Below are 25,902 nucleotides of genomic sequence, written 5' to 3'. Positions count from 1 at the left end.
CTCACTTCACCTTCGTGCCCGGCCCGGCGTCCTCGTAGGTCGTGAGGAGGTCGGCGTCCTCGCCCGCCGCGAGGACCATCCCGTTGGACTCGACGCCGAACAGCTCCGCCTTCTCCATGTTCGCGAGCACGATCACCTTCGTGTCGGGGAGGTCGTCGACGTCGTGGAGCTGTTTCAGCCCCGCGACGATCGTCCGGGTCTCCGCGCCCAGATCGACGGTGAGTTTCACGAGGTCGTCGGCGCCCTCGATCCCGTCGGCCTCCTCGATCCGCCCGACGCGGATGTCCAGTTCCTGAAAGTCGTCGAAGCTAATGCGGTCGTCGCTGAGGGGTTCGATGTCGGTCATGTCGGTGTCGTCGGTGGATTCCGCGTCGTCGTCGTTCTCATCGCCGTCGTCGGCCTCGGACTCGTCGCCGTCGTCGCTCTTCGACTCGGCGACGCGGGCTTCGAGCTTCTCGTTGAGCGCCTCGACGCGCTCGTCTTCGACCTGTTCGAACAGCTCCGTCGGCTCGCTCAGGTCGCCGGCGGGGCCCTCGCTGGCGGCCTCGACGGTGACGTCGTGGACGGAGCCGGGCTCGCCGAGCTGCTCCCAGAGTCGTTCGCTCTTCTCGGGGGCCAGCGGCTCGAAGAGGACCGCGATCGCCTTCGCGAGCGCGACGCAGTCGTAGATGACCCGTTCGGCCTCGGCGGGCTCCTCGTCGACGAGCTTCCACGGCTCGTTGCGCTGGATGTACTCGTTCCCGTAGCGCGCGAGGTCGGTGACCGCGTCGCCGAGCGCGCGGACGGAGTAGTCGTTGACCGCGGCCGCGAACTCCTCGACCGCCTCGTCGATCCGGGCCGCGACCTCGTCGCTCGGGGCGTCGGCGTCGGGGCCGCCCTCGTAGTTGCGGTGCGCGAAGAGCAGCGAGCGGTAGAGGAAGTTGCCGACGGTCCCCACCAGCTCGGTGTTGACGCGCTCGGCGAACTTCTCCCACGAGAAGTCCACGTCCTGTTGGAACCCGCCGTTGGTGGCGAGGTAGTAGCGCAGCGGGTCGGGGTGGAACCCCTCGTCGAGGTACTCGTCGGCCCAGACCGCGCGGTCGCGGCTCGTCGAGAACCCCTTGCCGTCGAGGGTGACGAAGCCGCTCGCCATCACCGCTCGCGGCTCCGCGTGGTCGGTCGCCTCCAGCATCGCGGGCCAGAATATCGTGTGGTGCTGGATGATGTCGCGGCCGATCACGTGGACGATCTCGCCGCCCTCGAGGTGGTCGTCGCTCGCGCCCTCCTTCCAGGCGGCCTCCCAGTCGAAGGCGTCGGCGCCGACGCGCTCGGAGTACTGCTTCGTCGAGGCGATGTACTCGATCGGTGCGTCGACCCAGACGTAGAGGACGAGGTCGTCTTCGGCGGCTTCGCCGCCTTCCCGAAGCGACTCCGTCGCCTCGCCGCCGGGCATGTCGATCCCCCAGTCCATGTCACGGGTGATACACCAGTCCTGGAGCCCCTGCTCGATCCACTCGCGGGGCTGGTTCCGGGCGTTCGAGGTGCCTTCGAGCCGGTCGAGGAACTCGGAGAGGTAGTCGGCGAACTCGGAGACCGCGAAGAACTTGTGGGTGCGCTCGCGGTACTCCGCGGGGTTGCCGGTGATCGTCGACTCCGGATCCTCGACCTCGCCGGGTTCGAGGTGGCGCTGACACCCCTCGTCGCACTCGTCGCCGCGGGCGTGCGCGCCGCAGTACGGGCAGGTCCCCTCGACGTAGCGGTCGGGGAGGTACTGGTCGTCGACGGGGTCGTACGCGACCATGATCTCCTTCTCGTAGAGGTGGCCCGCCTCGTCGAGGTCACGGACGAGCTCCTGGGTCACCGCCGTGTTCGTCTCGTCGTGGGTGTGGCCGTAGTTGTCGAACTCGACGTTGAACTTCGGGAACGTCGCCGCGTAGCGCTCGTGCCAGTCGAGCGCGAACGCCTCGGGGGAGACGCCCTCCTGCTCGGCGTTGACCGCGACCGGCGTGCCGTGCATGTCGGAGCCGGAGACGAACGCGGTCTCCTGCCCGAGTCGGTCGAGCGCGCGGCTGTACACGTCGCCGCCGACGTACGTGCGGAGGTGACCGATGTGGAGGTCGCCGTTGGCGTACGGCAGTCCACAGGTCACCACCGCCGGGTCGGCCGTGGGGAAGTCGTCGTGGCTCATGTGGTGTGTATGTCGTGTGTCGGTCGATCGGGTCTAAAGCCCGCTGGTTCGGGGCCGTCGCGGCCGGGTCGACGGTCCGGACGCTGCGAAAGGGCGGCGGGATTCGCCGCCGCGCCGCCGCCGACCGCGTTACCGGTCGGCGACGCCGCGACGGGTCCGCCCGCCGCTAAAAGGAGCGCATCCGCATCCCGAGCCGTCGGACGCGTGTCACGCCGCTCGATTCGCGCGGTCCGGTCTAAAAGGCGTCGGCCGGGGGCGGCTCACAGGAGCCCGCGGACGATCTGCGCGGCCGCCGCGGCGGTCGGCGCGAGGACGTACACGATCGGCTCGACGCCGACCGCGCCGGTCTGGTACACCACGAGCGTCTCCCCCTCGTCGCCCGCCGGACGGTCGGCCTCCCGGACCGCGTCGACGACCGCCTCGCGCGTCTCGCGCTCCGCGTCGAACTCGACGGTCGGGTGGGACTCGCCGAGCGCGTCGACCGTCTCCGGGTCGTATCGGAGGTTCACCGCGCCCCGAACGTCCGCACCCGCCTCGCGCGCCGCGAGCAACACCGTCGCGACGTGTTCGCTCACGCCGAACTCCGGCTCGCCGGGGACCATCGCCCGCCCTTTCACGTCGACGAGGCGACCGGGGACCGCGGCGACGTCGTCGACCGTGACGGCGTCGGCGGTACACTCGGCGACGTTCGCGCCGACGTTCGGGATGAGCCCCGCGAAGCCCGAGGCGTTCGTCAGGGTCCGGAGTCCCCGTCGGACCGAGGTGAGGACGCGCTCGCGCTCGCGGAGCCCGCTGTCCGGGTCGTGGACCGAGAACTCCACGTCGGCGTCCGCGAGCCCCGGCATGGCCTCCTCGTGGAGGTCGGCGAGCAGGTCCCCCTCCTCCAGCTGGCGGATCAGCACCTCGATCTCGATCAGCGCGGCCACGGGCGTGAGGTCGCCGCTCGCGAGCCCCTCGCCGACGCGCTCGACGAGGTCGCGCACGCGCTCGTCGCCGACGATCGCCTCGTGTCTCGCCACGTCGCCCGCGGCGTACTTCGAGACCGCCGACTGCGAGATGCCGAGCGCGTCAGCGACCTCCGACTGGGTGAACCCGCGGTCGCGGAGGTCCTCGGCGAGCATCGAGCGGACGGTCGGGAGGAACTCGTCGACGACGACCTCCTCGACGAACCTCATTCGCGATCACCCCCGGACTGCCCCGTCTCCTCGCCGTCGCCCTCGCCGTCGAACTCGGGGTCGTCGCCGATCCGCGACGCCTGCGGGCCGTCTTGTCCCTGATACTTCGAGCCCCGCTCGGCCCCGTACGGGCGGTCTGCGGGCCGTTTCAGCTCCGTGAAGGTGAGCTGCGAGACGCGCATGCCCGGCGAGAGCGCGACGGGGGCGGTGCCGAGGTTCGAGAGTTCGAGCGTGATCTGTCCCTCATACCCGGGGTCGCAAAGCCCCGCGGTGGCGTGGACGACGATCGCGAGCCGGCCGAGCGAAGAGCGCCCCTCGACGTGCGCGACGAGGTCGTCCGGGATCGCGACGCGCTCGACGGTCGTCCCGAGGACGAAGTCGCCGGGGTGGAGGATGAACTCGTCGCCCTCGTCGACGGTCGTCTCCGTGACGTACTCGCTCACCTCGCCCGCGTCGGTCGGGTGGATACAGGGAATGTTGGTGCGCTGGAACTCCAGGAACCGCTCGCCGAGCCGGAGGTCCACGCTCGCGGGCTGCACCTGCTGGTCGATGTCGTCGAGCGGCTCGATCGCGAGGTCGCCCTCGGCGAGCCGGTCGAGGATGTCGGCGTCGGAGAGGATCATACCGAGAGGGGGAGCGCCGTCGGCTTAAAAACTCCCGAATCCGCTGTCGCGGGGGCTCGGACCGGGAGCGCGGCAGATCGCTCTGGGAGCGCGGCCGATCGCTCCGGGAGCGCTCAGACCGCCGCGATCAGGAGGGCGATCGCCGCGAAGAACGTCGCCACCCCCGCCGCGACCCCGCGGCCGAGGTCGTGTTCGGCCTCCAGCCCGCCGACCACTACGATCCACTGTATCGCGATCCCGACCGCGGAGACGATTAACAGCGGCCCGGTCGCGCTCGTGATCGCGGCGGTGAGATCCGCCGTGAGCGCCTCGAACGTCGACCCCGTGATCGTCGCGTGCGAGAGCGTGTACCAGATCGCGGCGATCCCGGCCCCGAGCCGGAGCAGTTCGGCCCCGATCGCCCACCCGGCGATCACGAAGGAGTCGCCGACGGAGCCGGAGCCGCCCGCGACGAGCGCCCCGACGTGGAGCGCGAGCGCGAACGCGACCCACCAGATCGGGACGCCGAGCAGCCCGTAGTGGATGTAGCCGTTCGCGGCGTCGCGCAGTTCGCTCCCGGCGTCCACCTCGACCTGCTCCGGCTCGTCGCACTGCTCGCCGATGAGGGGGTCGGGGTCGTCGCCGAAGGCCTCGCAGGTGGACTCCGAGGGCCGGTCCGGGTTGTCGACGGTGATCTGCTGGTCGACCGTCGCGTCGAACACCGCCCCGAGCGCGACGAGTCCGACGCTGGTCCCGACCGTGACGATCACCAGCATCGCGACCGCGACGGCCCCGGCACGAGGTGAGTCGAATGCGTCGCGGACGCGGTCGAGAACGCTACCGGGCAGGCTCGCGAGGGCGGCGAGCGGGGAGGGCATGATCGGGCGGTCCGGGCCGGCGCACAAGTGCTTTTCCGCTCGACACCGCCCGCGTCGACCGGGTCAGTTCCGCTCGGATTCGGTCTCTCGTTCGACCCCCTCCGGCTCCGACTCGGCGTCGCTCGCGGTCGCCTTCCGGGCGCGGTCGGCCGCCAGTTCGCGGTCGATGTCGTCCTCGACGTACCCCATCGACTCCACGGTGACGACGTTGCCGCCGCCGGGGTCGACCACCATCACCTCCTCGCCCTCGTCGATCTCCCCCTCCATCGAGCGGGCGGAGTAGTGCGGGTTGAAGCCGCCGCCGGCGAGCTTCACCTCGCCGCCCGTGGGGGTCACCCGCTCCGTGACAGTCCCCGTCTTCCCCTTCAGCGAGTCGCTGTCGCTGGTCTGTTGTTGACCCTTCCCGCCGTAGAGGTCGAACTCGTGGTAGCCGTAGAAGGCCGCGGCGCCGACGACGAGGGTGAGGAGGGCCATGGCGACGACCAGCCCGGCGCCGGCGACGAACGACGAGAGGAGGAGCCCGCCGAGCCCCGCGCCGATGAGCGCGATGCCGACGACGATGAAGTTCGCTCCCGGGGCGAGCGCCTCCGCCATCGAGAGCAGCAGCCCCGCGGTCAAAAGCAGGAGGGGGAGGGTGTCCGGCGAGAGGAGCCCGGACTGTGCCAGCGCGTTCATGTTCGGTCCTACGGCCGCGGCGTGATAAGTGGTGCGCGGCCGCGGCGTCCCGCGAGTCGTCGCGCTCGTCGCTGGGCCTCTCCCGTGGCGTCCGGCTCAGAACCCGACCAGCAGCGTACCGACGGTGAGAGCGACCCCGAGGACGACGAAGGCCGCGTGTTCGATGGTGACGTCGCCCGGCTCTATCGGTTCCTCCTCCGGTGTGGCGGTGTCCTCGGTGATCCCGTCCGGCCCCACGTCGTCGACCCCGAAGCGCCACTCGCGCTCGCCGTCCGCGCTCTCGTCGCCGGCGTCGTTGGCCCGGCTCCGGTCGGCGAACTCCGCAGACTCCGGGGAGTCGGGCGAGTCCCCCTCGCGGGCGTCGTCGCCGGATTGGTCGCTCATGGCAATCCGTAGGCGACTCCGTAATAAATGGCTGGCGGGCGCGGTGTGGAGCGGAGCGGCGGTCGCGCCGGGCGCGGAGCGGCGGTCGCGCCGGGCGCGGAGCGGCCTACCGCTCGCGGGCCGCCCGGAGGACGTCGCCGTCGTAGACGACGCCGCGCTCGCCGTCGACGGTCACCGTGGTCCCGTCCGCGACGGACTCGGGCAGGCCGGCGCCGGAGACCATCGGCACGCCGAGTTCGCGCGCGACGACGGCGGGGTAGCCGGTCATCCCCTCGCGGGCGTCGATGATGCCGGCGATCCGGTCGAGGTCCCCGGAGAACTCCCCGTCGAAGTCGGCGTCGAGCGCGACGACGGAGCCGTCCGGGAGCGCGTCGAGGTCGCCGTCCTCGGTCCGGTGGACGGGGGCGGCGACGCGGCCGGCCACGGCCGCCTTGCCGGTCACGAGCGTCTCGGCGGCGACGTGGACCTTCAGGGTGTTCGTCGTGCTCGTCCCCTCGAACTCGGTGAGCATGCCGGAGAGGACCACGAGGGTGTCGCCGGACTTGGCGCCGCCGCGGTCGAGCGCGGCGTCGACCGCGTTGTCGAGGACGCCCTCCATGTCGTGTGCGTACTCGGTCAGGACGGGGCGGACGCCCCACGAGAGCGCGAGCTGGCGGCGGACGCGGTCGTTCGGCGTCGTCGCGACGACGGGGACGCCCGGCCGGAACATGGCGGTCTTGCGCGCGGTGAAGCCGGACTCGGAGACCGCGACCACCGTCGAGGCGCCGATGTCGCGCGCGAGGTAGCGCGCCGAGCGCGCCAGCGCCTCCGTCCGGGAGCCCTCGTTCGCGGTCGGGACGCGCTGCTCGCGCGTCTCGGCGTACTCGTCGCTGGCCTCGACCTGCCGGACGATCCGGTCCATCGTCTCGACGACGTTGACGGGGTCCTCGCCGACCGCGGTCTCTCCCGAGAGCATCACGGCGTCGGTGCCGTCGAGGACGGCGTTGGCCACGTCGGAGGCCTCCGCGCGGGTGGGCCGCCGCGAGGTGACCATCGAGTCGAGCATCTCCGTCGCGGTGATGACGGGGACGCCCTCGTTGACGCAGGTCCGGATGATCCGCTTCTGGATCACGGGCACGTCCTCCAGCGGGCACTCGACGCCAAGGTCGCCGCGGGCGACCATCACGCCGTCGGCGGCGTCGACGATCCCCTCCAGGTTCTCGACCGCGCCGGCCCGTTCGATCTTCGCGACGATCGGGATGTCGTCGCCGCCGCGGGCCTCAAGCTCGTCGGCGATCCGGTAGACGTCGTCGCCGTCGCGCACGAAGGAGGCGGCGACGAAGTCGGCGTCCGTGCGGGCCGCGAGGTCGAGTTCTGCCTCGTCCTCGGGCGTGATCAGGTCGACGTCGATGGCGACGCCCGGGAGGTTCACGCCCTTCCGGGAGCCGAGCTTCCCGCCGGAGACGACGGTCGCGACCACGCTCTCGCCGTCGACGTCCTCGACGCGGCACTCGATCCGGCCGTCGTCGAGGAGGATCGTGTCGCCCGGCCCGGCCGCGGCGATCGAGTGCGTGAGGCCGACGCGCTCGGGCGTCGCGTCGTCGCCCTCGGCGAACGTCACCGCGGACCCCTTCGCGAGCTGGATCGGCTCGTCGATCTCGGCGGTCCGGACTTCCGGGCCCTTCAGGTCGACCATCACCGCCAGCGGGTCGTCGATCTCCTCGTCGACCTCGCGGGCGCGCTCGATCACCGTCTCCCGGTGGTCGGTCGTTCCGTGGCTGGCGTTGAGGCGGACGACGGACATCCCCGCGTCGGCGAGGCCGCGGATCGTGTCCCGGTCGTCCGAGGCGGGACCGATCGTACAGACGATCTTGGCGTTTCGCATACCGCCGGCTTCGACGTACCGCCGGAAAAAGGCACTCGGTTGCGTCGCTCCCGAGCGAACGTTCGTGATGAACGCTCTCGTCGCGGCTTCAGGCTCTGGGGCGTAGCGACAGCTCATATACCAGCCCGCGGTCGGCGCGTGCCGCCGAGTGGGCGCCAGAGGCGGCCACGAGGAGCACGCGCGAGGTCGCCGGCGCTACGCGCCGGCTGCCAGAGGGACCTCCGGTCCCTCGCTGGACGCGGTGAGCGCTCGAAGAGCGCGAACCGCGAGGCTGGGGAGGCGTCCGGCTGCGGGTGGCGTGCTGTGCGGGGTGGGGCTTTGGAAGTGTTCGCCGCAGAGGAGCCCGACACGTAGTTTCGAGCGACTGGGGCTTTGGTGTTGCCCGCTGTCGCTCCGTCAGCGACGATTCGCAAATAAGCGGCTGGAGCGCCGGAGGGACGAGTTACCGAAACGTCAGCGGTGACCTATTTTCAGTCGTCTGCGGGGGCGGGCGCGCTACCGGTCGACAGCGACACCTCGGGCGCGTCGACTTCCAGCTCGTCGAGCGCGGACTGCGCGGCGCGCTTGCCGGAGACCAACATCGCGCCGAACGTCGGGCCCATCCGCGGGAGGCCGTGGGCGGTCGCGACCGCCATCCCGGAGGCGATCAGGCCGTCGTGGACGACGCCGGTGTGCTCGACGACCGCGTCCTCGCTCTCGCCGACCCACATCGAGTCGTGGCCGGGCGAGTCGTGACCGGGCGCGCCGTACTCGCCGTCACCCGTCTGGTCCATGCCGGTGTTGTGCTCTTTGGCGTGTTCGATGCCGGGCGCCGAGAGGACGCCGCGCTCGTCGAGCTTGCTGATCGCGACCGCGTCGTGGCCGGTCGCGTCGATGACGAGGTCGGACTCGACCGCGATGGGGTCGACGCAGGTGATCTCTCGCGGGAGCGCGTGGACCGGCGTCCAGTTCATCACGATGCCGCCGACCTCGTGGTCGTCGCGCACGACGAGGTCGGTGAACTCGGTCATGTTCTGGACGCGCGCGCCGGCGTCGCAGGCCGCCTTGATCAGCCCGGAACAGGCCTCCGGCCCCGCGGCGGTGTAGAGCCCGTCGACGTCCTCGACCGGCTCGTACTCTACGTCGAGGTCAGCGAGGATCTCTTGGGCGGGGTCCCTGACCGTCACCGTGTTCATCAGGAACCCGCCGAGCCAGAAGCCGCCGCCGAGGTAGTTGTTCTTCTCGACGATCATCACCTTCACGCCGCGCTCGGCCAGCTCTTTCGCCGCCATTAGCCCGGAGGGGCCGCCGCCAAGGATGATCACTTCCGAATCCGTGAAATCGAGGAAGCCGTCTGTCCACTCGGTCCCGATGGCCCTCGTTACGTCTGTCTCGCTCACGTCCGCGAAGCCGTTGAATCCGTCCATACAACTTGGTAGTATTACTTGGTTGTGAAATGTGTTGCGGTCGAGACTGGGTCGTATTTGTATCACCTGCTGGCAGATCGCCCGCAAACACTACCAAAGCCCCAGCCGCTCGGCGATACGTACTCGACGGTGGATCGACCGCGAACACCACCAAAGCCCCAGCCGGGAGGACTCGCGCGGCTTGTTGCGCTTCTCGTCACTCGCTACGCTCGTTCCTGCGGTGCTTACTGCGCCGTGCTTCGCCCTCCCGGCTGCCCCTTTGAGCCCCGCCCCCACAGCACCGCACCGCAGCCTCACGCCTCCCCAGCCTCGCGGCTCACGTTTCGCGGCTCCGCCGCTCGCGTTCGCCGCGTCCCTCGCGCGTGCCCCTCGCGGCCGCCGCTTCGCTCCGGCCGCTCGCAGGCACGCGCCACCGCGGTCTCCGGTTGTCTTCTATCGCCGCGCGGCGTTCCGACCGCCGCAACTCGCAGCCTTTTTACCTGCGCTGGCGGTAGGAGTGGCTACTATGGCTGAGGACAAGGCTCGAAGCACCGGCAGCGCGGGCCGATTCGGCGCTCGCTACGGCCGGGTCTCCCGCAAGCGGGTCCAAGACATCGAAGCGGAGATGCGCAACGCGACCGTCGACGGCGACGACGTCACGCGCAAAGGCACCGGCATCTGGGTAAACGAGGAGACCGGCGAGACGTTCACGGGCGGCGCGTACCGCCCCGAGACGCCCGGCGGTCGCACCGTCCGCCGCTCCATCCGCGCCGCGCTCGCCGACGAGGAATAGGACGATGAGCTACAAGTGCTCCCGCTGTAAGCGCGACGTCACCCTCGACGAGTACGGCGGCGTGCGCTGCCCGTACTGCGGCCACCGCGTCCTCCTGAAGGAGCGCGGCGGCGGCATGAAGGAAGTCAACGTCGAGTAACCCGACGCTTTCGCCTCTCCTTCCGGACCGTGACGCGCGCACACGAGACGGTCCTCTCGTTCACCTACCCCACCGAGCGACGCGCCCGGGTCGTGGCCGACGCGCTCGGCCCCGAAGTCGGCGAGATCGACGACGCGCGCTCCGGCGCGACCGTCGACCGAGAGGGCGACGCGGTCCGCGTCCGCGTGTTCGCCGACGACCTCGTGGCGCTGCGCGCCGGCGTCAACAGCTGGTCGCGGCTGGTCGCCGTCGCCGAACGCGTCGGCGCGGGACGCGATTAAGGATCTCCGGAAACGTCGATACGGTGGCCGTTCAGGCCGCTGCGACACGAATCGTCCCTCGTCGGAGAAGTAAGGGGTTTTTCTGTCCGGGCCGCCTCGGTCCGCCCATGCAAGGGAACATGCCGCCCGAGGCACAGGAGAAGATCGAGGAGCTGCAGGAGCTTCAGGAGACCGCACAGCAGGTCGCCGAGCAGAAGGAGCAGGCCCAGTCCGCGCTCAACGAGTCGAAGACCGCCCTCGACGCCCTCGAAGACGTCGACGAGGACGCGGGGATGTACCGCGAGATCGGCGAGGTTCTCGTCGAGACGGACTACGAGTCCGCCTACGACGACCTCGAAGACAAGGTCGACTCGCTCGAAGTCCGCGTCGAGCAGCTCACGAAACAGGAGGAGCGCGTCGAGGAGCAGTTCGACGACCTCCAGAGCGAGCTCCAGCAGATGCTCCAGGGCGGCGCGGGCGGCGGCGGCCCGATGGGACCGGGCGGTCCGGGCGCCGGCGGCGCGTAAGGCCGTGACCGACGACGGACACGACGGTCCCGCGGCCGACGACCCCGCGGAGCCGAGCGACGACGAAGTCGTTCGTACCGCCGCCGAGGCGGCCGAGGGGATCGTGTTCAAACACTACGACCAGTCGACGGTGACGGACCTCGATATCACCGTCACCTTCGAGGAGGGCGTCCTCGACGTCGACGTCTACCTCAACGCGCCCGAGGACGCCGAGCCCGACCGAGAGGCGGTCGCGCAGGAGGCGGTCGAGACCGCGGGCGAGGCGGTCGACGAGCTGTTCGCGGCGTAGCCGCTCGCCGTTTCCGATCTCCTTCGATTCGCTCACCGAGCCGCGAGCGCCGGGTATCGCGGTTCCGCTCGCAGTCGGTCGGTCGCGGACCGCGCGGCCACTGACGCCTTACGCCGACTCGCAGATCGCGACGAAGTTCTCGAAGACCTCCTCGCCGCGCTCCGTGTGCGCGACCTCGGGGTGCCACTGGACGCCGTACAGCCCCGCGTCCGGGTCGGCCATCGCCTCGATGCCGCAGACGTCGGAGGTGGCGGTGCGGCCGAACCCGTCGGGGAGTTCCGTCACCTCGTCGGCGTGGGAGGCCCAGACGCGCGTCTCCGGCGCGAGCGAGCCGACGAGCGGGTCCTCGTCGTCGACGATCTCGACGTCGACGTCGGCGTAGCCGCCGTAGTCGCCCGCGCCGACCGCGCCGTCCAGTTCGCTGGCGATCAGCTGCATCCCGAGGCAGATTCCGAGGACGGGGACGTCTCGTTCGAGGTAGTCCGGGGCGTTGCCGACGCGGTCCATGTCCGGGCCGCCCGAGAGGACGATCCCGTCCGCGTCGACCTCGTCGGCCGGCGCGTCCGCGGAGACGATCTCGGTGTCGACGCCGAGGTCGCGGAGCGCCCGCCGTTCGAGGTGGGTGAACTGGCCGTGGAGGTCGATGACGACGATCCGGGTCATGCCCTCGATTGCGGGCTGGCGCACAAAAACGGCTCGGAACGGGCCACAGTAATGTGGTGGTTTCGGCCGCTTAACTCGCTCAGTAGTACACGAACGCGGATCGATCAGAGGTCGAGCGGGCCGCACTTCGTGAACTCGCGGAGCAGCACGGTCGCGTACGAACCGCTCGGCAGCGCGAACGCGAACCGCGGGTCGCCGCCCGCGACCGAGACGTCGAGGTCGGTGCGGAGGAGGATCGCCCGCCGCGTCCCGCGGGAGTCGAACTCGCCGGGGAGCGCGAAGTCGCCCGGCTCGATCCCGGCGTCGGCGAGGACCCCTCGCTCGATCTCGCCCGGCTCACCGTCGCCGAGTTCGGTCTCGGTGCCGACGAGCGGCGCGGTGACGAACGCCCGCCCGCGCTCGCAGTGCCGCGAGACCACGTCGATCCGGTCGGCGTCGACGTGCTGGAGCCGGTCCGTATCGGGCGCGTACAGTTCCTCTGGCGCGTCGCCGTCCGCGAAGCACACCACGTCGCCGGCGACGGGGCGGTCGAACGGGAGCCCGCGGCGCAGCCGCTCGCTCACGATCCGGTTGAACAGGGACGACTGCGCGGCGTTGACGAACAGCCGCTGGAGGTTCGACGGCACCGCCTCCAGCGCGTGCCACCAGTCCTCGTCGTCCGGCGGCGCGTCGGGGGCGACGCCGCGGTCGGCGAGACGATGGACCATCGAGCGCTCGAACCGGAGCTTCCCGGGGATCGCGTCGAGGCAGGCGACCCAGTCGCCGTCGCCGGTACCGTCCGCCCCGAGGTCATCGGTGTCGTCCGCCGCGGAGTCGTCGCCGGACTCCTCGCTCCCGCCGAGGCCGAAGGCGGCGTCCACGCGGTCGCGCGCGGCCCGGGTGTCGTCGGGCTCCGTCTCCGCCGGGTTGCCCGCGTACAGCCGGACCGCCTCGCGCGGGTCGTCCCGGACTATCGCGAGCCCGACGAAGTGGGTGACGGGCCGCCGGCTGCCGAAGCGCTGCTGGCCGAAGTAGTTCGGGACGCCGACGGGGGCGTCGACGATCTCCGCTTCCTCGCCGTCCGGGGAACCCTCCCCGTCGCCAGCGAACACCCGCAGGTCCCGCACCGTCTCGGCGACGCGCTCGGGCGCCTCGTCGACCGCGTCGGCGACCCGGATATCGAAGGCGTTGCCGGCGAGGTCGCCGAACGAGAGGCTCCGCCCCGCCCGGCCGAGCGCCTCGATTTCGGCGCCGCGGATCTCGGGGAGGTCGTCGGCGTCGACCTCGCGGACCGTGAACAGCTGCGTCGTGACGGCGCGCTTGTCCTTCGTCCCCGCCCACGAGACGCGCTCGCGGCTGACGCCGAGCGCGTCCGAGAGGCGGCGCGCGAAGTCGTTCGTGTCCCAGTCGCGGAGCGTCGCCCGGAGGACGAGTTCGGGGTAACTCCCCCGGTCGGCGTCGAGCGGCTCCGCGTCGAACGCCTCCAGCTCGCGGACCCGGAAGTCCTCGGGCGACTCGCGGAGCCGGCCGCCGATCCCGTCGGCGTCGCTGACGTAGTACTCGATGCCGACGGCGCGCTCGGTCGGATGCGCCTCGCGGCGGGTGCGTTCGGGGGCCATTCAGTAGAGGGAGAGGTCGCCAGTGACGCGGTCGACGCTGTCGTCGCGGGCGGGGCCGACCGCGAGCGCGGTGACGGTGCCCGGCTCCAGCTGGGTGTGCCCGGCGTCGCGGACGATGGCGTACGGCAGCCCCTCTTTGTCCGCCTTGTCGGCCAGCGCGAACAGCCGGCTTTCGGAGTCGCCCTTGAGGACGACCTTCTTCTGGCCCTCCCCCTGCCACTTCTTCCGCGCCCGCTCGCTCGCGTCCTGATACGCCGACAGCGACGCGTGCGCGACCTGCGCGGCGAGTTTCCCCTCGCCCATCCCGATGTCCGTCCGCGCGACGATCGCCTGCTTCATACGGTCTCCACCCCCGCCGCGGGTTTAGCGCTTGTCTCTCGGCCGCCGCGGCCGCGGCTGGCGGGCGCCGAGCGATGCGAAAGAAAACCGCCGGAGGAGGACCGCGCCGTCAGTCGTCGGCCGGTGCGGCGCCGCCGCGGGCGGCCGACCCGAGGCCGGACGCCATGTCGGCGACCGTGCGCTCGTTCTCGACGACCCAGCGGAGCAGGAGGAACGCGAAGAGGTACTTCGCGATGATGTCCATCCCGCTGTAGGCCCACGAGGTGATCGCGACGTCGAGGACCGCGAGCCCCTCGGCCCCGAGGGCCCAGAAGATCGGGTAGCCCAGCCAGAGGACCACGGTGAGCACCTTCAGCGTGTTGAAGATGTCCGCCGTTCCGGCGACCTCGGCGTCCTGCGCCCACTCGGCGAGCAGGATGTAGAGGACGACGACGAAGAACGCGCAGCTGATGCCGTACCAGACCCACCGAAGCAGGAGGGAGGACGTGGTCAGCGCGGCCGCGAGCCCGGTGATACACATGCCGACGTCGGCCACCACGGCGGTGAACAGCTTACTCAGGTTCGACCCGGCGAGCAGGCCGAGCGCGACGAGGATCATCGGCGTCGAGAACGCCCACGTGAGATACCGCCCCCACGGGGTGAACACGCCCCCTTCAGGTCCGGCTCCCATGCCCGCGAGCGCGTGTCCCGCCGGCATTTCGAGGAAGGTGACGGTGAGTCCGGAGACGAGCCCGGTGTAACTGGAGATGGACACCAGCGGTACCATGAGCGTGGCGACGAAGATGAGCTGTGCGCGCGGGTCCTCCACGTTCCGCCCCATATACACGAAGAGGAGGATCGAGAGGCCCGCCAGGGCGATGTTCACCCAGAGCGACGCGCTCAACAGCGTGTCGTTCTGAATGAACTGGAATATCTCGGTCTGCGTCATTTCGAGCGGGACTGTGCCGCTTGCCAGTAGGTCAGCCGCTGCTGTTTCGATCATACGACGTCCGAAATCACGGTGCGAGTTTATTAAATGTACTAACCTTACTGGTAAGGTTTTTCTAACGAATTCCGAAACGGTTTCGTATTACTCGAATATTTTTTCTTTTCCCCTCCGAGATCGGACGTTCGTTTCACCTGCGGCTCACCGGCCGACCAGCGGAAGCCGGTCGAAAGCCCCTCCGACGACGTCCCTCTCGACCGCCGCCGCGCAGTGTTCGCCCCCGAGCAGACACATCGGCACACCGATCCCGGGATTGCTGCTCCCGCCGACGTAGTAGAGCCGGTCGGTTCCCCGGACGCGCGGCCCGGGACGCAGCGGGCCGGTCTGTCGCAGCGTGTGCGCCAGCCCGAGCGCGCTCCCGCCCGGCCGGTCGAACCGGTCCGCGAACTCGGAGACGCAGGCCGACTCCTCGGCGACGATCCGGTCGCTGAGGTCGACGCCGGTCCGCGACGCCACCGCGTCGAGGACGCGCTCCCTGAGCGCCGCCCGCCGCTCCGGCGTGTCGTCGAGCCCGGGCGCGAGCGGTACCAGCGTGACGACCGCCTCGTGGCCGTCGGGCGCGACCGACGGGTCGGTGCGGGACGGGACGTTCACGTACACGACGGGCTCGATCCCCTCGGTCGGCCACGCGGGGTCGTCGAAGATCGCCGCGAAGTGGGGGTCCCAGTCCGTCGGGAGCGCGAGCGTGTGGTGTTCCAGCTCCGGCAGGTCCCCCTCGATCCCGAGGTACAGCAGGTGCGCCGAGGGGCCGTACGTCCGCCGGTCCCAGTAGCCGCCGAGCCGCGGCACCGTCCCCTCGGGGAGCAGTTCGCGCTCGACGTGCGCGGGCGGCGCGTTACAGACCACCCGGTCGTGGACGTATCGGTCGCCGCCGAGTACCACCTCGACGCCGCCCTCGATCGGTTCGAGCCCCGTCACCTCGACGCCCGTGTGGACGTCCGCGCCGGCGTCGCGGGCGACCGTCTCGACGGCCTCGATCACCTCGTACATCCCGCCCATCGGGTAGTAGACGCCGAGCCCGTAGTCGACGTGGCTCAGCAGCTGGTACAGCGCCGGCGTGTTGTGCGGCGACCCGCCGAGGAAGACGAGGGTGTACTCGAGCAGCTGCCTGAGCTTGGGGTGGTCGACGTACGACCGCACCCGCTCGTCGAGGCTGGAGAACAGGTCGAGCTTCCGTCCCCCGGCGAGGACGTCGAGCGAGAGGTAGTCGCGGAACCGCGACCGCCCGGGGAGGACGAATCGGTCCATCCCGGCGTCGTACGCCCGCTCGGCGTCGTCGAGGTACTCGCGGAACGCCGCCCCCGCGCCCGGCTCGTACGACTCGAACAGGTCGGCGGCGGCCGCGGGGTCAGCGGGCACGTCGGCGCGGTCGCCGTCGTCCCAGAACACGCGGTAGTGCGGGTCGAGCCGGGTCAGCTCGTAGAACTCGTCGGGCGACCGACCGAAGTCCTCGAAGAACCGCTCGAACAGCCCCGGGAGCAGGTACCACGACGGGCCGGTGTCGAACTGAAACTCCCCGAGTTCGAGCCGGCCGGCGACGCCGCCGACGCGCTCGGCGCGCTCGTACACCGTCACCTCCGCGCCGGCGGCCGCGAGGTAGGCCGCAGCTGAGAGCCCGCCGACGCCCGCCCCCACCACGCCCACCGACTGCCCGCGGAGCGACTCGTCGCTCATGGGTACGGTAGGGACTCGCCCCTGGTGAGTCGTCGCCAACTCTCGACGGGATTTTATACGCGGTCGGCGGCGCCGCCGCGACGCGTACTCGTTCGGCTCGCTTTTTTTCCGGCTTCGACCACGGGATCGACACATGGGACGGCGGTCGCGGTCGTCCGACTCCAGCCGCGCCGAACGGCCAGAGTCGGGACCGGTCGGCCCCTCGGACTCCGACGGCGGTGGTCCAGCAGACCCCGACGGCGGTGGCCCCCCGAATGCGACCCGGAACGGCTCGGACGCGCCGTCGGACGCCGGCGGATCCCGCGACGCCGACCGCCCCGGCGACGCCGGCGTCCGCGTCGAGGTGGTCGTCCGCGAGCCGACGCCCGCTCCGGTGGCGGCGGCGCTGCCGCCCGGCGCGGTCGCGGAGGACGTCGACCGCGTCCGCGTCGACGACGCGGTCGTCTCGCAGTTCCGCGCCCACCGGGCCGTCGACGCCGAACTCGTCTTCGACGGGGGCGACGAGTTCGTCTACCGCTGCCGGAGCCCGGCGGCGGACGATTTCCCGTCCGACGCCGTCGAGTCGCTGGGGTATCCCGTCTCGTCGGTCACGGTCCGGACGGCGCCCGCCCGCGTCCGGCTCGGGCTCTCCCTGCCCGCGGCCGACCCGCTCGGCGACGTCATCGACGTGCTGGAGGCGACGGGCGGATCGGTCCGACTCGAACGGCTCACGAGCTCCGGCGGGGCCGACACTCGCTCGGACCCGGTCGTCGTCGACCGCGGGCGGCTCACGGAGCGGCAGCGCGAGGTCGTCCGGACCGCCCAGCGGCTCGGTTACTTCGAACACCCCCGCGGAGCGAGCGCGACGGAGGTGGCCGACGCCATCGGCATCGCCCGCGCCACCTTCTCGGAACACCTCGCGGCGGCGCAGCGCCGCGTCTTCGAGGACCTCGTCGGCGGCTGACCCCCTCGCGGCGGCGGACTCGTTCCCATCCGGCGGGGTCGACCGCGGTATTGAAACCGCTCAGGCCCCCAGAGCGAGTATGTATCGCAGACGGTTCCTCCGAGAGGCCGGCGCCGTCGGGGGCGCGGCGGCGACCGTCGGGCTCGCCGGGTGTGCGGGCGTCGGCGGCGAACCCGGCTTCGACGTCGGGATGCTCGCGTCCGCGTACGAGCCGCGGCAGATCACGGTCTCGGTCGGCGACACGGTCGTCTGGGAGAACACCAGCGCGCGGGCGCACACCGTCACCGCGACCGAGGGCGGGATCCCGGACGAGGCCGAGTTCTTCGCGTCGGGCGGCTTCGACGACTACGAGACCGCCCTGTCGATGTGGCAGTCCGACTTCGGCGGCCGCTTGGAGAACGGTGACCGCTTCGAACACACGTTCTCCGTCCCCGGCGCCTACGAGTACGTCTGTATCCCCCACCGCGAGGGCGGCATGTTCGGCACCGTCGTCGTCGAGGAGTGATCGGCGTGGCCCGTCCCGACGCCGTCGACGGAACCGCGGCCCGCTCCGCCGATTCCGACCGACGAAACCCGTTTCCGCTCGCGCTCCGAAGGGACGGTGATTGACTCACATGGACCTCTCCCCGCTCCTCGGCGCCGACGTGCTGCTGTTCGCGGCCATCGGGCTGCTCGGCGGCGCCCACTGCATCGGTATGTGCGGCCCGCTCGTCACGGTGTACGCGAGCCGGATGGACGCCGACGCGGGGCGCACCGACGGCGGCGAGGCGGGCGCCGCGCGCGCCTCGAACGCGTCGACCGGTCGCGAGGGCCACCTCACCACCTACGAGGTCCGCCAGCACGCGCTGTTCAACCTCGGGCGCGCGACGAGCTACGCGACGATCGGAACCCTCCTCGGCGCGCTCGGCGGCGCGGTGTTCGTCACGACCGCGACCCTGACCGGCGCCGCCGAGACCGTCCGCGGCGGGGTCGGCCTCCTCGTCGGCGCGGCCGTCATCGTCGTCGGCGTCCGGTACCTCCTCGGCGGCGCGACCGGCGGGGTCCACCTCCCCGGGCTCGAACGCGTCACGGGGTGGCTCACGGGGCACGTCGACCGGCTCGCGAACGGGCCCGGGATCGTCGCGCTCGGCGCGGTCCACGGCCTGCTCCCCTGTCCGATCCTCTACCCGGCGTACCTGTACGCGTTCGCCAGCGGCTCGGCGGTCGCGGGCGGGGTCGCGCTCGGCGCGCTCGGGCTGGGGACGATCCCCGCGGTCTTCGCGTACGGGACGCTGATCGAGAGCGTGGACCCCGTCCACCGCCGCCGGGTCCACCGGCTGCTGGGCGTCGCGTTCGTCGCGCTCGGCTACGTCCTGTTCGCACACGGGCTGATGTCCGTCGGGATCCACGTGCCGCACCCGCGGCTCCCGTTCTGGAACCCGCTCGACGTCGCCGGCGCGGGCATGGGGGGGATGTGAGATGAGTGAGACTGCCCGGTCGCCGGACGCGGGCGACGACCCCTCGGCGTGTACCCTCTGTGAGCTCCCGACCGAGGGCGTCGACGTCACCGACGACGACGGCAACCGGTTCTGTTGTACCGGCTGCCGCGACGTGTACGGCGCGCTCGGCGACGTCGACGTCGATGCCGACGCGGTCCGGGAGCGCCGGCAGGAACGCGACGACGGCGCGGGCGATCCGGCCGGCGACGCCGAGGACGGGTCCGGCGACCGCGACGTGCCCGAAGGCCACGAGGCGACGTTCTTGGAGGTCGACGGGATGCACTGCGCGACCTGCGAGGCGTTCATCGAGACGGTGGCGACCGACGCGGACGGCGTCAGCGGCGCGAGCGCGAGCTACGTCACCGACACCGTGCGGATCGACCACGACCCGGATTCGGTCACCATCGACGACCTCACCGAGACCGTGAGCGGGCTGGGATACAGCGCGTACGACCGCGACGACGCCTTCTCACGCCGACAGGCGCGGAACATGGCGACGGCGCGGCTGGCCGCGGGCGTCCTCGTCGGGATGGCCGTCATGCTCCAGTACATCGTCCTCATCTACCCGACCTACTTCGCGTTCCCCTTCTACGACGAGCGCACGCTGACGTATCTCAACGAGGCGATGGCCTCCACGTCGGGCACGTACTTCTTCATCGTCATCGCCGTCCTGACCTCCATCGTCCTCTTCTTTACCGGGAAGCCGATCCTCCGCGGGGCGTACGTCAGCGCGAGGACGCGCTCGCCGAACATGGACCTGCTCGTCGCCATCGCGGCCGTGAGCGCCTACCTCTACAGCACGCTCGCGGTGATATTCGTCGAGTCGCCCTCGATCTACTACGACGTGACCGTCGCGATCATCGTCATCGTCACGGTGGGGAACCACTACGAGGACTCGGTGAAAGACCGCGCGACGGCGCTGCTCTCCGAGGTCACCGCGGTCCAGGTCGACGACGCGCGGCGGCTGACCGGCGACGGGGAGACGGAGTCCGTCGCGGTCGACGCGCTCCGACCGGACGACCGGCTCCTCGTGCGCGCCGGCGAGCGGATCCCGGTCGACGGCGAGGCGGTCGACGGCGACGCCGCTGTCGACGAGTCCGTCGTCACCGGCGAGTCGTTACCGGTCCGGAAGGTCGCCGGCGACGCGGTCGTCGGCGGCTCCGTCGTGACGGACGGCTCGCTCACGGTCGCCGTCGGCCCGGACGCGACCTCCAGCCTCGATCGGGTCGCGGAGCTGGTGTACGACCTCCAGAGCGGGAATCACGGCGTCCAGAAGCTCGCGGACCGGCTCGCCACGGTGTTCGTCCCGGCGGTCCTCGTCATCGCCGCCGTCGCCGCCGGTGCGTCGCTCGCGCTCGGCGGCGCCCCGACCGACGCGATGCTCGTCGGGCTGACGGTGCTGATCGTCTCGTGTCCGTGCGCGCTCGGGCTGGCGACGCCGCTCGCGGTCGCCGCCGGGATCCGCGACGCCTTGGAGCGGAACATCGTCGTGTTCGACGACACCGTCTTCGAACGGATCCGCGACGCGGACACGGTCGTCTTCGACAAGACCGGGACGCTGACGACCGGCGAGATGCGGCTGATCGACCGCGCGGTCGACGACGACCTGCTCCGGCTCGCGGCCGCCCTCGAATCGCGGTCCGCCCACCCGGTCGGCCAGGCGGTCGCGGCGGCGCGGGGCGCCCTCGACGGCGCGGACGCCGGTCCCGGAGAGGCGACGGACGACGGCGCGTCCCCGGCGGTCGCCGACGGCGGCGCAGAGGCGGCCGAGGTGCCCGCGGACGACGGCGACGCCCCCGCGGTCGAGTCGTTCGAGAGCCACGCCCGCGGCGTCTCCGGCGTCGTCGACGGCGTCGAGGTCGTCGTCGGGCACCCCGACCTGTTCGACGAGCGCGGCTGGACCGTCCCCGACGCGATCCGCGAGGCGGTCGCCGACGCGCGCGACGTGGGGCGCGTCCCGGTCGCGGTCGGCCGCGACGGCGCGGCGGAGGGGTTCCTCGTGGTCGGCGACGAACTGCGCGACGGCTGGGAGGCGACGGTGACGGCGCTCGACGAGTCGGGCGTTGAGGTAATCGTCCTCACCGGCGACGACGAGCGCGCGGCCACGGTGTTCGCCGACCACGACGCGGTCTCGTCGGTGTTCGCCGGCGTGCCGCCGGAGGGGAAGGCCGAGGCGGTCGGGCGGCTGAAGGAGCGCGGCGTCACGGTGATGGTCGGCGACGGGACCAACGACGCGCCGGCGCTGGCCGCGGCCGACCTCGGCGTCGCGCTCGGCGGCGGCACGGCGATGGCGGCCGACGCCGCCGACGTGGCGATCGTCGACGACGACCTCGGCTCCGTGGCGACCGTCTTCGAGCTCGCGCGGGCGGCCGGCCGGCGCGTGAAGGGGAACATCGGCTGGGCGTTCTGTTACAACGCGGTCGCCATCCCGCTCGCGGCGACCGGCCTGCTCAACCCCCTCTTCGCCGCGGTCGCGATGGGGGCGTCGAGCCTGCTCGTGGTGACGAACTCCTCGCGGGCGCTGCTGTCGGACGACTGAGCGCCGCCCGCTCGCGACGCGGCCGCGCCCGCCCCTACCGCAAGCGACTTTCGGCTCACGCGAGTAGACGGAGGCGATGACCGATCAGCAGCAGCAGCCCGCGGTACCGACTCGCAACGGGATGCCCGTCCTCGGGCTCGGCACGTGGGAGAACGACGACCCCGCCCAGTGTACCGAGTCGGTCGCGAACGCGCTCGACGCCGGCTACCGCCACGTCGACACCGCCCAGATCTACGGCAACGAGGCGGCGGTCGGCGAGGGGATCGCGAAAAGCGACGTCGACCGCGACGACATCTTCCTCGCGACGAAGGTGTGGATCGACGAGCTCTCACCCGCGGACGTGGCCTCGTCGACTCGCGAGAGCCTCGACAAGCTCGCCGTCGACGCGGTCGACCTCCTCTACGTCCACTGGCCGGCCGGGGAGTACGAGCCCGAGGAGACGCTGCCGGCGTTCGCGGAGCTCCGCGACGACGGCCTGATCGATCGGATCGGCGTCTCCAACTTCGAGCCGCACCACCTCGACGCCGCGACGGACGCGCTCGGCGAGGCGCCGTTCGCGAACCAGGTCGAGATGCACCCGCTGCTCCGCCAGGAAGAGCTGCGCGAGTACGCCGACGCCAACGATATCGAGCTCGTCGCCTACTCGCCGCTCGCCCGCGGCGAGATCCTCGACGACCCGGCGATCGTCGACATCGCGGAGAAACACGGCGTCAGCGCGGCGCGGGTGAGCCTCGCGTGGCTGCGCGAGACGGGCGTCACCGCCATCCCGAAGGCGACCGGGATCGACCACATCCGCGACAACCTCGCGAGCGTCGACCTCGACCTCGACGACGAGGACGTCGAAGCGATCGACTCGCTCGGCCGGACCGACCGCCAGCTCAACCCCGACTTCGGGCCGGACTGGTAGATCGCTTTCGGACCCCGCTCACTCCGCCGCCTGCGGGAGCGACACCGTGATCCGGTTGCCGCGCCCGTCGCCCTCCGTGCCCGCGTCGACCGCGACGCTCCCGTTCGACAGCTCCACGCTCCAGTAGACGAGCCAGAAGCCGAGGCCGCTGCTGTGGTAGACGTGCGTCATGTCGTGGTCGCCGGTGAGTACGTTGGCCTCGACCGCGGGTATCGCTCTGAGGTCGTCTTCGACCACGAGTTCGGCGCCGTCGTCGGTCCGACTGAGCCGCACCGTCACCGTCGGCGTCCCGTCGTCGCTATGTTGGAACGTGTTCTCTAAGAGTTCGATCACCGCCGACCGGAGCTCGCAGTGCCCGTCGACGGTGACAGCGTCGAGGCCGTCCACCGCGATCGATCCCTCGGGATGTCGATCCCGGATGGTCTCGACGCACTCCGCGACCACGCTCCGGAGGTCGATCCGATCGGTCTCCCGCTGGTCGGTGATGAGCTCGATGACCTCCCGCTCCTTCTGTGCGGTGTCGAGGAGGCGCTCTCCGACCCGTCGGATCACCGCGGTGTGTTCCGCCGCCTCAGGCACGTCGGCCTCGAGCTCTTCGACCCTCCCGAGGACGATGTTGAGGTCGTTCCGGAGATTGTGTCGCAGGAGGTTGTCCATCACGACCAGCTGCCGCTCGCGCCGTCGCCGGTCGGTGATGTCCTTCGCGAACCCCGTGATCCGGACCACTTCGCCGTCCTCCGTTATCGGTTCCCCCTGAACCCAGACCCACCGGTTGTAGTTCTCCCCGGGGTTCACCCGGTACTCCATGTCGGTCGACTTGCCCGCGGCGAGCAGTTCCATCGCCTCCTCGACGGCGGCCCGGTCCTCGGGGTGGACCGCGTCGAGGAACAGGTCCGGATCACCGCGGAGTTCGTCGACGGACGCGCCGTATATGTCCTCGTACGCGGGGTTCACGAACAGCACCTCCGACCAGTCGGCGTCGAACATCCAGAGGACGTCGTTGGAGACCGCGGCGATCTCTCGGAGGTGGGAGGCGGCCTCCGCGCGCCCGCGCTCAGCCTCGACCCGGTCCGTGACGTTCCGCGAACTCACGACGAACCCGTCGAGTTCACCGTCGGTGAGGTTCGACATACGGCTCTCCAGCCAGACCCACGAGCCGTCGCGGGTCCGGTGCCGGTACTCCGTCGTCGCCTCGGTGAACTCCGGGGTACGGATGGCCCCCTCGAAGGTGCGCCGCACGGCCCGCCGCTCCTGCGGGTGGATGTACTCGAAGGCGTTCGTCCCGACCAGCTCGTCGCGATCGAACCCGAGAATCCGCTCCGCGGCCGCGTTGACGTACGTGTACGTCCCCGTCTCGTCCAACAGGGCCACCTTGTCTTGGGCCTTATCGAGCAGCACCCCGTACGAGTCGGACCGACTCATCGCCTTACTCTCTCTCGCGTGTGTGTATAACCGTCACGGCCGGCGCAGCGGCGACCGCGACGGCGGCACTGCCGCGCCGTCGCGTGTCATCACGCCGCCACCACCCCGGATATCAGACGTATTCGGCGAGGAAGTCGACGATCTCGCGGTACGCCTCGATCCGGTTGTCGAGCTTCGCGAACCCGTGCCCCTCGTCGTCGAAGATCAGCTTCCGGACGGGGACGCCCTGCTCGCGGGCCTCCTCGACGATCTGTTCGGCCTCGCCGACGGGCACCCGCGGGTCGTTCTCACCGTGGAGGACGAAGAGGGGCGCCTCGATCCGCTCGATGTTGTTGATCGGCGAGACGGACTGGAGGAACTCGCGGTCGTCTTCGAGCGAGCCGTACTCGGCCTCCCGCAGCGAGCGGCGCCAGTCGCCGGTGTTCTCCAGGAACGTCACGAAGTTCGCGATGCCGACGATGTCGACGCCGGCGGCCCACAGCTCCGGGTACTCCGTCAGCGACGCGAGCACCATGAAGCCGCCGTAGGAGCCGCCCATCGCGACGACGCGGTCCGGGTCGACCTCGGGGTGGTCGTGGAGCCAGCCGACGCCCTCGCGGATGTCCTTCACCGAGTCCATCCGGTTCTCCACGTCGTCGAGCCCGGAGTACGCCTTCCCGTACCCCGAGGACCCGCGGACGTTCGGCTCGAACACGGCGTACCCGTTGTTCAACAGGTACTGCGTGACGGACGCGAAGGAGGGGCGCCGCTGCGACTCCGGCCCGCCGTGGATGTCGACGACGACCGGGTACCCCGACTCCGGCGGCTCCGTCTCCGGCACGGAGAAGAACGCGGGAATCTCGCGCACAGCGCGAGACGAGGTCTCGCTGGCCGACGAACGCCGTTCGTCGACGTCGAAGGTGGGGTAGTGGACCAGCTCGCGCTCGACGAACGTGTCCGCGGGAATTCCTGCGGTGGAGGCGCGCGTCCACCGCTCCGCCTCGCCGGTGGTCGCGTCGACGACGTAGACGTTCGCGTTGTGTGTGCTCCCCGTCGTCGTCACGGCGAACCGGTCGCCGTCGGGGCCGAAGCTCACGCCGCCGGCGACGCCGCGGGGGAGGTCCGGGTCCGGGAACTCGTCGATCCGGGCGGGGCCGACGAGTTCGCCGGCGGTGAGTTCGGTGTAGCCGTCGACGTTCCGGGAGTAGACGATCCGCCGCGAGTCCTCGTCTATCGCGACGCCGTCGACGTTCCACTCGCCGCCATCGGCGACGACGGCGAACTCGCCGGTCGCGAGGTCGAGCCGCTCCAAGCGGAGGGTGTCCGTGTCGCGGTCGGTGACGAGGTAGATCCCCTCGCCGTCGGGCCCCCACTCCGGGCCGGCGTACCGCACGTCCCCCTCGTGGGGGGTGTGGTGGGTCAGCTCGCCGCTCGACAGGTCGAGGGTGTACACGTCGTGGTCGAACGAGGAGTGCGCCTCGTGGACGATCAGCCGGTCGTCGCTCGGCGACCAGCCGGCGACCGAGAGCCAACCGTCGCCCTCGTACACGAGGTCAGCGTCGTCGCCCGTCTCGTCGCGCCCCTGAACGTACACGTCGAAGACGGCCTCGTCGCGGCGGTTCGACGCGAACGCGAACCGGTCGCCGGTCGAGTCCCAGCCGCCCCACCGGTGTTTCGCCTCCGGCTTGGCCGTCAGGTCGGTGATCGCGCCCGACTCGTAGTCGAGCCGGTACAGCTGCGCGCGCTCGTTGCCCCCCTCGTCCATGCCGAAGACGGCCTCGGAGCGCTCCGGTGAGGAGTCGACGAAGGAGACGGACTCCTCGAAGAACGTGTGCTGTTCGGGCCACGACCCCGGCTCCCGGACCGACCACACCTGCCCCGTGCCGGTCGTGTCGAGGAGGAACGAGAGCCGGCCGTCGGGGCCCAGGTCGGCGCCGCCCGCGTTCCGCACGTTGAGGTAGCGTTCGATGTCGTACTGTCGCATGCCAACCGGTTCCGGGCGTGCCGTGAAACCGTTTCGGGTACTGGAACCGCGGGGACCGGAACCTCGGGGACCGAACCCCCGCTTCGGTCCCGCGCCTCCGCGGGGGTCGCGTTAAGTTTGGCGTGAATTGTGGTAGACGGCGAAGCTTTCGAGCCAGTCTTGAGCTGTCTCGAGCGCGACATTGCTGAAACTATTTGCGAACGATGATGTTCGTCTTTCTATCTCCCAAAATACACGTTCGATAGCATTCCGA

General features: G+C 70.9%; 25 protein-coding genes and 1 pseudogene. 10 read left to right on the top strand and 16 right to left on the bottom strand.

All coding sequences use genetic code 11. The features are described from left to right. Position 1: 1 nt before the first annotated feature. The 8 genes from metG to C463_RS01765 all read right to left on the bottom strand — a co-directional run bounded on the left by metG (position 2) and on the right by C463_RS01765 (position 9,151). A complete protein-coding gene (gene metG / locus C463_RS01800) occupies positions 2–2,167 on the bottom strand; it encodes a methionine--tRNA ligase (protein WP_008440535.1) in 2,166 nt (721 codons plus the stop codon). Positions 2,168–2,427: 260 nt separating this feature from the next. Beyond that, a complete protein-coding gene (locus C463_RS01795) occupies positions 2,428–3,342 on the bottom strand; it encodes a thiamine-phosphate synthase family protein (protein WP_008440533.1) in 915 nt (304 codons plus the stop codon). Continuing rightward, complete coding sequence (gene dcd / locus C463_RS01790; protein WP_008440528.1) at positions 3,339–3,965, bottom strand: dCTP deaminase; 627 nt, start codon at positions 3,963–3,965, stop codon at positions 3,339–3,341. Before dcd ends, C463_RS01795 begins: the two co-directional genes overlap by 4 nt. A gap of 113 nt (positions 3,966–4,078) precedes the next feature. Next, positions 4,079–4,822, bottom strand: a complete 744-nt coding sequence (locus C463_RS01785) for a YIP1 family protein (RefSeq protein WP_008440527.1) — start codon at positions 4,820–4,822, stop codon at positions 4,079–4,081. 63 nt (positions 4,823–4,885) lie between these two features. Further along, positions 4,886–5,497, bottom strand: coding sequence for an NfeD family protein (locus C463_RS01780; RefSeq protein ID WP_008440525.1), 612 nt, complete (start codon positions 5,495–5,497; stop codon positions 4,886–4,888). A 96-nt stretch (positions 5,498–5,593) separates the two neighbouring features. Further along, positions 5,594–5,881, bottom strand: coding sequence for a DUF7312 domain-containing protein (locus C463_RS01775; protein WP_008440524.1), 288 nt, complete (start codon positions 5,879–5,881; stop codon positions 5,594–5,596). 106 nt (positions 5,882–5,987) lie between these two features. Next, the gene (gene pyk, locus C463_RS01770; protein ID WP_008440523.1) at positions 5,988–7,745 is read right to left on the bottom strand and encodes a pyruvate kinase; all 1,758 of its coding nucleotides are present in this window, start codon (positions 7,743–7,745) and stop codon (positions 5,988–5,990) included. 470 nt (positions 7,746–8,215) lie between these two features. Then, on the bottom strand, positions 8,216–9,151 hold the full coding sequence (locus C463_RS01765) for a thiazole biosynthesis protein (RefSeq protein WP_008440522.1): 936 nt from the start codon (positions 9,149–9,151) through the stop codon (positions 8,216–8,218). A gap of 505 nt (positions 9,152–9,656) precedes the next feature. On the opposite strand from C463_RS01765, the gene C463_RS01760 reads away from it, so the two are divergent. The 5 genes from C463_RS01760 (at position 9,657) to C463_RS01740 (ending at position 11,138) form a co-directional block, all read left to right on the top strand. Beyond that, positions 9,657–9,923, top strand: coding sequence for a hypothetical protein (locus C463_RS01760; RefSeq protein ID WP_007994537.1), 267 nt, complete (start codon positions 9,657–9,659; stop codon positions 9,921–9,923). 4 nt (positions 9,924–9,927) lie between these two features. Continuing rightward, positions 9,928–10,062, top strand: coding sequence for a DNA-directed RNA polymerase subunit P (locus C463_RS01755; protein ID WP_007998131.1), 135 nt, complete (start codon positions 9,928–9,930; stop codon positions 10,060–10,062). A 29-nt stretch (positions 10,063–10,091) separates the two neighbouring features. After that, a complete protein-coding gene (locus tag C463_RS01750; RefSeq protein ID WP_008440521.1) occupies positions 10,092–10,343 on the top strand; it encodes a KEOPS complex subunit Pcc1 in 252 nt (83 codons plus the stop codon). Positions 10,344–10,462: 119 nt separating this feature from the next. Then, positions 10,463–10,849: a prefoldin subunit beta gene (locus C463_RS01745; RefSeq protein WP_008440520.1), complete on the top strand. Its 387-nt coding sequence runs from the start codon at positions 10,463–10,465 to the stop codon at positions 10,847–10,849. Between the two features lie 4 nt (positions 10,850–10,853). Further along, entirely contained in the window at positions 10,854–11,138 is a 285-nt protein-coding gene (locus C463_RS01740; RefSeq protein ID WP_008440519.1) for a DUF3194 domain-containing protein, read from the top strand. A 108-nt stretch (positions 11,139–11,246) separates the two neighbouring features. Here the strand turns inward: C463_RS01740 and C463_RS01735 are convergent, their stop codons facing one another. From C463_RS01735 to C463_RS01715, 5 genes are all read right to left on the bottom strand, one after another. Beyond that, positions 11,247–11,801, bottom strand: a complete 555-nt coding sequence (locus tag C463_RS01735) for a GMP synthase subunit A (protein WP_008440507.1) — start codon at positions 11,799–11,801, stop codon at positions 11,247–11,249. Positions 11,802–11,905: 104 nt separating this feature from the next. Further along, positions 11,906–13,399, bottom strand: a complete 1,494-nt coding sequence (gene truD / locus C463_RS01730) for a tRNA pseudouridine(13) synthase TruD (RefSeq protein WP_008440506.1) — start codon at positions 13,397–13,399, stop codon at positions 11,906–11,908. Further along, positions 13,400–13,738 (bottom strand): peptidyl-tRNA hydrolase Pth2, encoded by a 339-nt coding sequence (pth2, locus tag C463_RS01725; protein ID WP_008440505.1) that lies wholly within the window; start codon positions 13,736–13,738, stop codon positions 13,400–13,402. Positions 13,739–13,847: 109 nt separating this feature from the next. Continuing rightward, positions 13,848–14,666, bottom strand: a complete 819-nt coding sequence (locus C463_RS01720; protein WP_008440504.1) for a bacteriorhodopsin — start codon at positions 14,664–14,666, stop codon at positions 13,848–13,850. Positions 14,667–14,864: 198 nt separating this feature from the next. Then, a complete protein-coding gene (locus tag C463_RS01715) occupies positions 14,865–16,397 on the bottom strand; it encodes a phytoene desaturase family protein (protein WP_008440503.1) in 1,533 nt (510 codons plus the stop codon). A 133-nt stretch (positions 16,398–16,530) separates the two neighbouring features. Here C463_RS01715 and C463_RS01710 point away from each other — a divergent pair, with 133 nt between their 5' ends. From C463_RS01710 to C463_RS01690, 5 genes are all read left to right on the top strand, one after another. Next, positions 16,531–17,340 carry a helix-turn-helix domain-containing protein gene (locus tag C463_RS01710; RefSeq protein WP_008440502.1) on the top strand — a complete coding sequence of 270 codons (810 nt, stop codon included), beginning with the start codon at positions 16,531–16,533 and terminating at the stop codon, positions 17,338–17,340. Positions 17,341–17,419: 79 nt separating this feature from the next. Further along, complete coding sequence (locus C463_RS01705) at positions 17,420–17,845, top strand: plastocyanin/azurin family copper-binding protein (RefSeq protein WP_008440501.1); 426 nt, start codon at positions 17,420–17,422, stop codon at positions 17,843–17,845. A 109-nt stretch (positions 17,846–17,954) separates the two neighbouring features. Further along, a complete protein-coding gene (locus tag C463_RS01700; protein WP_008440496.1) occupies positions 17,955–18,797 on the top strand; it encodes a sulfite exporter TauE/SafE family protein in 843 nt (280 codons plus the stop codon). Between the two features lies 1 nt (position 18,798). After that, positions 18,799–21,357, top strand: coding sequence for a heavy metal translocating P-type ATPase (locus C463_RS01695; RefSeq protein WP_008440495.1), 2,559 nt, complete (start codon positions 18,799–18,801; stop codon positions 21,355–21,357). Positions 21,358–21,478: 121 nt separating this feature from the next. Beyond that, on the top strand, positions 21,479–22,264 hold the full coding sequence (locus C463_RS01690) for an aldo/keto reductase (RefSeq protein ID WP_008440493.1): 786 nt from the start codon (positions 21,479–21,481) through the stop codon (positions 22,262–22,264). Positions 22,265–22,282: 18 nt separating this feature from the next. Here C463_RS01690 and C463_RS01685 read toward each other — a convergent pair whose 3' ends face one another. The 3 genes and pseudogenes from C463_RS01685 to C463_RS19530 all read right to left on the bottom strand — a co-directional run. Beyond that, positions 22,283–23,686 (bottom strand): PAS domain-containing sensor histidine kinase, encoded by a 1,404-nt coding sequence (locus tag C463_RS01685; protein WP_008440491.1) that lies wholly within the window; start codon positions 23,684–23,686, stop codon positions 22,283–22,285. 112 nt (positions 23,687–23,798) lie between these two features. Further along, the gene (locus C463_RS01680; protein ID WP_008440490.1) at positions 23,799–25,649 is read right to left on the bottom strand and encodes a S9 family peptidase; all 1,851 of its coding nucleotides are present in this window, start codon (positions 25,647–25,649) and stop codon (positions 23,799–23,801) included. 111 nt (positions 25,650–25,760) lie between these two features. After that, a pseudogene (locus C463_RS19530) lies at positions 25,761–25,902 on the bottom strand (IS6 family transposase); the annotation flags it as partial.

Origin of the sequence: Halorubrum californiense DSM 19288, from assembly GCF_000336875.1 — an archaeon.
GTDB classification, from domain to species: Archaea; Halobacteriota; Halobacteria; order Halobacteriales; family Haloferacaceae; genus Halorubrum; species Halorubrum californiense.
Note: the sequence above shows the minus strand (reverse complement) of the source record. Positions and strands in the feature narration are given on the sequence as shown.